Genomic DNA, 5,524 nt, shown 5'->3' with positions numbered 1-5,524 from the left:
CACCGTAGGTAACAATCGGACGGACCCCGGCCCCGGCCCCGGCCCGGGCCCCGGCGAACGATCGCGCAGACGCGAGGACCGGGGCGCGGTTCCGCAGAACACCATGGTTGCCGAAGGCTGGGCCCGGACACGGTTTCGCGCTCGCCACGCTGATGCCCGACCGGCGAATTCACCGCACACGTTCATCATCACGGCGCGCTGACGGCTTCGGGCCGGCTACTTCTCCAGCCGGTCCGGAACCCCGTCGTTCGGAGCGCTCGCCCAGACGGTGGCCTCGCCCGACCACCGTTTCCGACACGCGAATTCAGTAGCGGGCGCCGACCACCTGGGCGTCGAGACCGTCGAGCACGGCCAGGTCGTCGGCGTCCAGGGTGAGGTCGGGCGCGCCGGCGTTCTGCTCCAGCCAGCGGCGGCGCTTGGTGCCGGGGATCGGGACCACCGGGACACCGAGCCGTCCGGCCTGCCCGTGCACCCAGGCGAGGGCTACCTGCGCCGCGGGAACGTTCCTGCGGGCCGCGACCTCGGCGACTGCCTGCGCGATCCCGCGGTTCGCCTCGCCGGCTGCACCGGCGAAGCGCGGGCTGCGGGCGCGAAAGTCGCGCTCGCCGAGAGCGGCACCATCGACGGTCGCGGTGAGGAAGCCCCGACCGAGCGGGGAGTAGGGCACCAGCCCGACGTTCAGCTCGCGCAGGGCGTCGACGACGGTCGTCTCGGGATCGCGGGTCCACAGCGAGTACTCGCTCTGGACCGCCGCGATCGGGTGCACGGCATGCGCCCGCCGCAGCAACGCGCCGTCGACCTCGGACAGCCCGAGGTAGCGCACCTTGCCTTCCGCGACGAGCTCGCCCATCGCCCCGACGGTCTCCTCGATCTCGGCGGTCTGCGGCGGCCGGTGCAGGTAGTACAGGTCGATGACGTCCACGCCGAGCCGCAGCAGCGAGGCCTCGCAGGAGCGCCGAACGTAGGCCCGCTCCCCGCGCACGACCCGGGCGCCGTCGCCGCCGGAGCGGTCGATGCCGAACTTGGTGGCCAGTTGCACCTGGTCCCGGCGGTCGTGGATGGCCCGCCCGACCAGTACCTCGTTGTGCCCCGCCCCGTAGACGTCGGCGGTGTCCAGGAACGTGACACCCAGCTCGAGCGCCCGGTGGATGGTCGCAATCGACTCGTCCCAGTCGGTGGCGCCGTACCACTCGCTCATCCCCATGCAGCCCAGCCCCTGGGCCGAGACGTTCAGTCCACCGAGGTTCACCTCATGCATGCCGCTGCTCCCTGCTCGCCGGTCCGTGCCCCGTCAGCGGGTAACCCTAGGTGTTGGAGTGCGCGCTAGGACAAGCTCCGCGCCCTACGGCTGGGCCTTGTCGGCGGCGGCGGCGGCGAGGAGTTCCTCGGCGTGGCCGCGGGCCAGGGTGCTCTCCTCCTGGCCGGCGAGCATCCGGGACAGCTCGCGGACGCGACCGGCGTCGTCGAGGGTGATGACGCCGCTGCGGGTGACGGAGCCGTCGTCGGCCTTGTGGACGACGAGGTGGCGGTCTGCGAACGCGGCGACCTGCGGCAGGTGGGTGATGCAGATGACCTGGTGGGTGCGGGCGAGGCGGGCGAGACGGCGGCCGATCTCGACGGCGGCGCGGCCGCCGACGCCCGCGTCGACCTCGTCGAAGACCATCGTGGAGCCGGCGTCGCCGGCGGCGAGGACGACCTCGATGGCGAGCATCACCCGGGACAGCTCGCCGCCGGAGGCGCCTTTCTGCACCGCCCGGGGTGGGGCACCGGGATGCGGGATGAGGCGCAGCTCGACGTCGTCGACACCGGCCGGGCCGAAGGCGACGCGCCGGTCGCCGACGGGCAGGCCCGCGGGATCGTCTCGCTGCGCCACGGCGGCCTCGACGCGGGCGCGGGGCATCGCGAGGCCGGCGAGTTCGGCGGCGACCGACTCGCCGAAGCGCGCCGCCGCCGCCGACCGGGCCTCGCTGACCGTGACGGCAAGGCCGGCGAGCTCGACGGTCAGCTCGTCGCGGCGGGCGGTGAGGGTCTCGGCGCTCTCGCCGGCGCCGTCGAGCTCCAACAGCCGGCGGCCGGCCTGGTCGGCCCAGGCGAGTACGCCGTCGATGTCGGTGCCGTGCGCGCGGGTCAGGCCGGTCAGGGCGGCCTTGCGGTCCTGGGCGTCGGCGAGACGCTCCGGGTCGGCGTCGATGCTCTCGGCGTAGGAGGCGAGATCGGCGGCGACGTCGGCGAGCAGCATGCCGACCTCGGTCAGCCGGGCGCCGAGAGCGGCGAGGTCGGCGTCGAGATCGGCGTCGCCGGCGATGACGCGGCGGGCGACGGAGACCAGGTCGACGGCGCCGGGGTCGTCGGAGCCGGACGCCGGGTCGCTGAGCAGCGCCGCGTGCGCCGTGCGGGCGGAGCGCACCAGCGTCTCGGCGTGTTCGAGCTTCGTCAGCTCCGCATCGAGGGCGACGTCCTCGCCAGGCGCGGGTTCGACCCGTTCCACCTCGGCGAGGCCGATCCGCAGCAACTCGGCCTCCTGCTCGCGTTCCCGGGACCGTTCGGTGACTTCCGCGAGCGCCCGGGCGGTCCGGTTCAGCTCCGCGTACACCACCGCGTAGCGGGCCAGCGGTTCGGCGACGGCGGCGCCGGCGAAGCGGTCCAGCGCCGCGCGCTGGGTGGACGGGCGCAGCAGCCGCTGCGCCTCGGACTGGCCGTGCACGGCGATGAGGTCCTCGGCGATCTCCGCGAGCAGGCTCGCCGGCACCGAGCGGCCCGCCACCTGCGCCCGGGACCGGCCCTCCGACGTCAACGTCCGGCCGACGACGAGGACGGCGCCGCCGGGGTCGTCCTCGAGGTCGCCGCCGACGTCGCGGACCCGTTCGGCGACCGCGGAGTCCACCGGGATGACCAGGCGCCCCTCGACGAACGCCCGCTCCACCCCCGGCCGGACCAGACCGTAGTCGGCCCGGCCGCCGGCGAGCAGGCCCAGGCCCTGCACGATCATGGTCTTGCCGGCACCGGTCTCGCCGCTGACCACGGTCAGGCCGGCGGCGAGATCGAGGGCAGCGTCGTCGATGACCCCGAGGCCGCGGATGCGAATCTCCTCGAGCACGCCCCGAACTCTAGCCGTCCCACCGGGTCCGCCGACATCCTCCGGTGGACATCCGCACCGCCGCCGGCGCACGCTCACCGCTCGTTGCGACCCCGCCAGCCCGCCACGGGCAGGTCGAACTTGGCGACGAGCCGGTCGGTGAACGGCAGCGGACGCACCACGGCGAGGCGCACCGGCCGCCGGCCGCGGACAACCTCGACCCGCGACTCGGGCGGCACCTCGGCGAGGCGCCGCCCGTCGCAGTAGAGGACGCCGGGCACCGGCTCCAGGATCTCCACGGCGACGGTGGCACTCGGCGCGAGCACGAGCGGCCGGGCGAACAGCGCATGCGCGCTGATCGGGGCGACGAGCAGCGCCTCGACCCCCGGCCACATCACCGGGCCGCCGACGGAGAACGCATACGCCGTCGACCCGGTGGGCGTCGAGCAGATCACCCCGTCGCAGCCCCACCGGGACAGCGGACGGCCGTCGATCTCCAGGACGCATTCGAGCATCCGCGCCCGTTCGGCCTTCTCCAGCGACATCTCGTTGAGCGCCCAGCCGGAGTAGGTAACCTCGCCGCGGCGGCGGACCGTCACGTCGACGGTCATCCGGTCCTCCACCGTGTAGTCCTTGCGGACGACGTGGTCGATGGTGGACTCCAGCGCGTCCGGTTCGGCTTCGGCGAGGAAACCGACATGGCCGAGGTTGACGCCGAGCAGCGGGACGTCGGCACCGCGGGCGAACTCCGCGCCGCGCAGCAGGCTGCCGTCGCCGCCGAGGACGAGCACCATCTCCACCCCGACCGCGGCGTCGGAGTCGTGCGGGACGATGGTCGCGCCGGTGAGGTCGAGCTGCTCGGCCTCGTCGCGCAGCACCCGCGGCGACACCCCGGCGGCGGCCAGTCCCTCGATCACCCGCTGGGCGCTCTCCCGCACGATCGAACGGCGCGGATGGGTGACGACGAGGATCTCCCGGGTCATGCCGGACGCTCCGGTCGGCTCCCGGCCGGGCCGGCCTCAATCGCGTGGACGAGCGCGGCGTCGTCGAGCGGCGGCGCCCCCGCGGCGAGCCAGAGCAGGTACTCCACATTGCCGGCCGGGCCGGGCAGCGGACTCGCGGTCACGCCCCGAACGCCGAGGCCGAGGCCGCCCGCGACGGCGGCGACCTCGCGCACCACCTCGGCGTGCAGCGCCGGATCGCGGACCACGCCGCCGGCGCCGAGTCGCTCCCGCCCCACCTCGAACTGCGGTTTGACCAGAAGCACGAAGTCGGCATCCGGCGCCGCGCATCCCCGCAGCGCCGGCAGCACCAACCGCAGCGGGATGAACGACAGATCCCCGACGACCAGCTCGACCGGCTCGCCGACCTCGGCCGGGGTCAACGCGCGGGCGTTGACCCGGTCGAGCACCCGCACCCGCGGGTCCGACCGCAGCCGCCACAGCAGCTGCCCGTAGCCGACGTCGACCGCCACGACCGACGCCGCGCCGTGGCGCAGCAGCACATCGGTGAACCCCCCGGTGGACGCCCCCACGTCGAGGCAACGCCGCCCGGCCACCACCAGCGGCCCCCCCGGAGCCGCCTCGACCGCCTCGGCCGGCTCGGCGTCGAAGGCGGGGACACCGAAGGCGGCGAAGGCACCGAGCAGCTTGTGTGCTCCGCGCGACGCCCAACCAGGGTCGTCGCTCTCGGACACGGCGATCGACGTCGTACCGTCGACGACGGTGGCGGCCTTCGTCGCCGGGATGCCGCCGACCAGGACCCGCCCGGCACTGATCGCGGCCACGGCCTGCTCGCGCGAGCGGGCGAGACCGCGCCGGACGAGCTCGCTGTCCAGGCGTACGCGACGGGACACCACGCCCCCTGCTCGACTCACCGAACCGGCCGGATCGGACCCGGCCGCGGTTGCACCCGATCGGCCTCGGCCACCGCGCCGCCACCCGACCCGTCCAGGTCGGCCAGGGCGTCGGCCAGTCGGCGGTTCATCTCCTCGAAGACCTCCACATGTTCCGACGTCGCCACGACGTCGAGGGTTTCCAGCCGCGCAAGCGCGTCCCGGATCTCGGCGGGCAGGTTCTCGGTGCTCACTGTGTCAGCCTCCCGCATTCTGCGTCGATGGTGCGACGCCTCCCCCGCAACGTGGGTCATGCGACGTATCTCGTGACCCGCCGCGGGGCGCGCCGCGGGGCGCCCCGCGGCGGCCTGCACATCCCGGCGCGGTGGCGGCCAGCCAGGCGGGGACGCGCCGCGTGCCCCGAGCGGGCCGTCCTGGGGACATCTGCCGCCCAGGGGGAGGCACCATGGGAGGGCCCCCGCCGACGGGGGCCCCGAACCGAGCCGAAGGAGGCCGGATCCGCCGATGGCCGACAGGTCACAGTGTGAGTCCGCGTTCCACACCATCGCCGCCCGTCTGGACCGGCTCGCCGCCGAGGGCCGCCCGCCCCGAGC

The 5,524-nt window shown here is 74.7% G+C and carries 5 protein-coding genes; all 5 read right to left on the bottom strand.

From position 1 onward, the window contains the following. Positions 1–304 precede the first annotated feature (304 nt). On the bottom strand, positions 305–1,258 hold the full coding sequence (locus NBZ85_RS26930) for an aldo/keto reductase (RefSeq protein ID WP_261557830.1): 954 nt from the start codon (positions 1,256–1,258) through the stop codon (positions 305–307). Positions 1,259–1,342: 84 nt separating this feature from the next. Next, on the bottom strand, positions 1,343–3,097 hold the full coding sequence (gene recN / locus NBZ85_RS26925) for a DNA repair protein RecN (RefSeq protein ID WP_261562840.1): 1,755 nt from the start codon (positions 3,095–3,097) through the stop codon (positions 1,343–1,345). 74 nt (positions 3,098–3,171) lie between these two features. Continuing rightward, on the bottom strand, positions 3,172–4,059 hold the full coding sequence (locus NBZ85_RS26920) for an NAD kinase (RefSeq protein ID WP_261557827.1): 888 nt from the start codon (positions 4,057–4,059) through the stop codon (positions 3,172–3,174). Then, positions 4,056–4,931, bottom strand: coding sequence for a TlyA family RNA methyltransferase (locus tag NBZ85_RS26915; protein WP_261562841.1), 876 nt, complete (start codon positions 4,929–4,931; stop codon positions 4,056–4,058). Before NBZ85_RS26915 ends, NBZ85_RS26920 begins: the two co-directional genes overlap by 4 nt. A 17-nt stretch (positions 4,932–4,948) precedes the next feature. Next, positions 4,949–5,164, bottom strand: coding sequence for a hypothetical protein (locus NBZ85_RS26910; RefSeq protein ID WP_261557824.1), 216 nt, complete (start codon positions 5,162–5,164; stop codon positions 4,949–4,951). Between the last annotated feature and the right edge of the window lie 360 nt (positions 5,165–5,524).

The sequence above is a fragment of the Frankia tisae genome, assembly GCF_025403405.1.
Taxonomy (GTDB): Bacteria; Actinomycetota; Actinomycetes; order Frankiales; family Frankiaceae; genus Frankia; species Frankia tisai.
The sequence above is the reverse complement of the archived record's forward strand: the minus strand, read 5'-3'. Positions and strand labels throughout refer to the sequence as shown.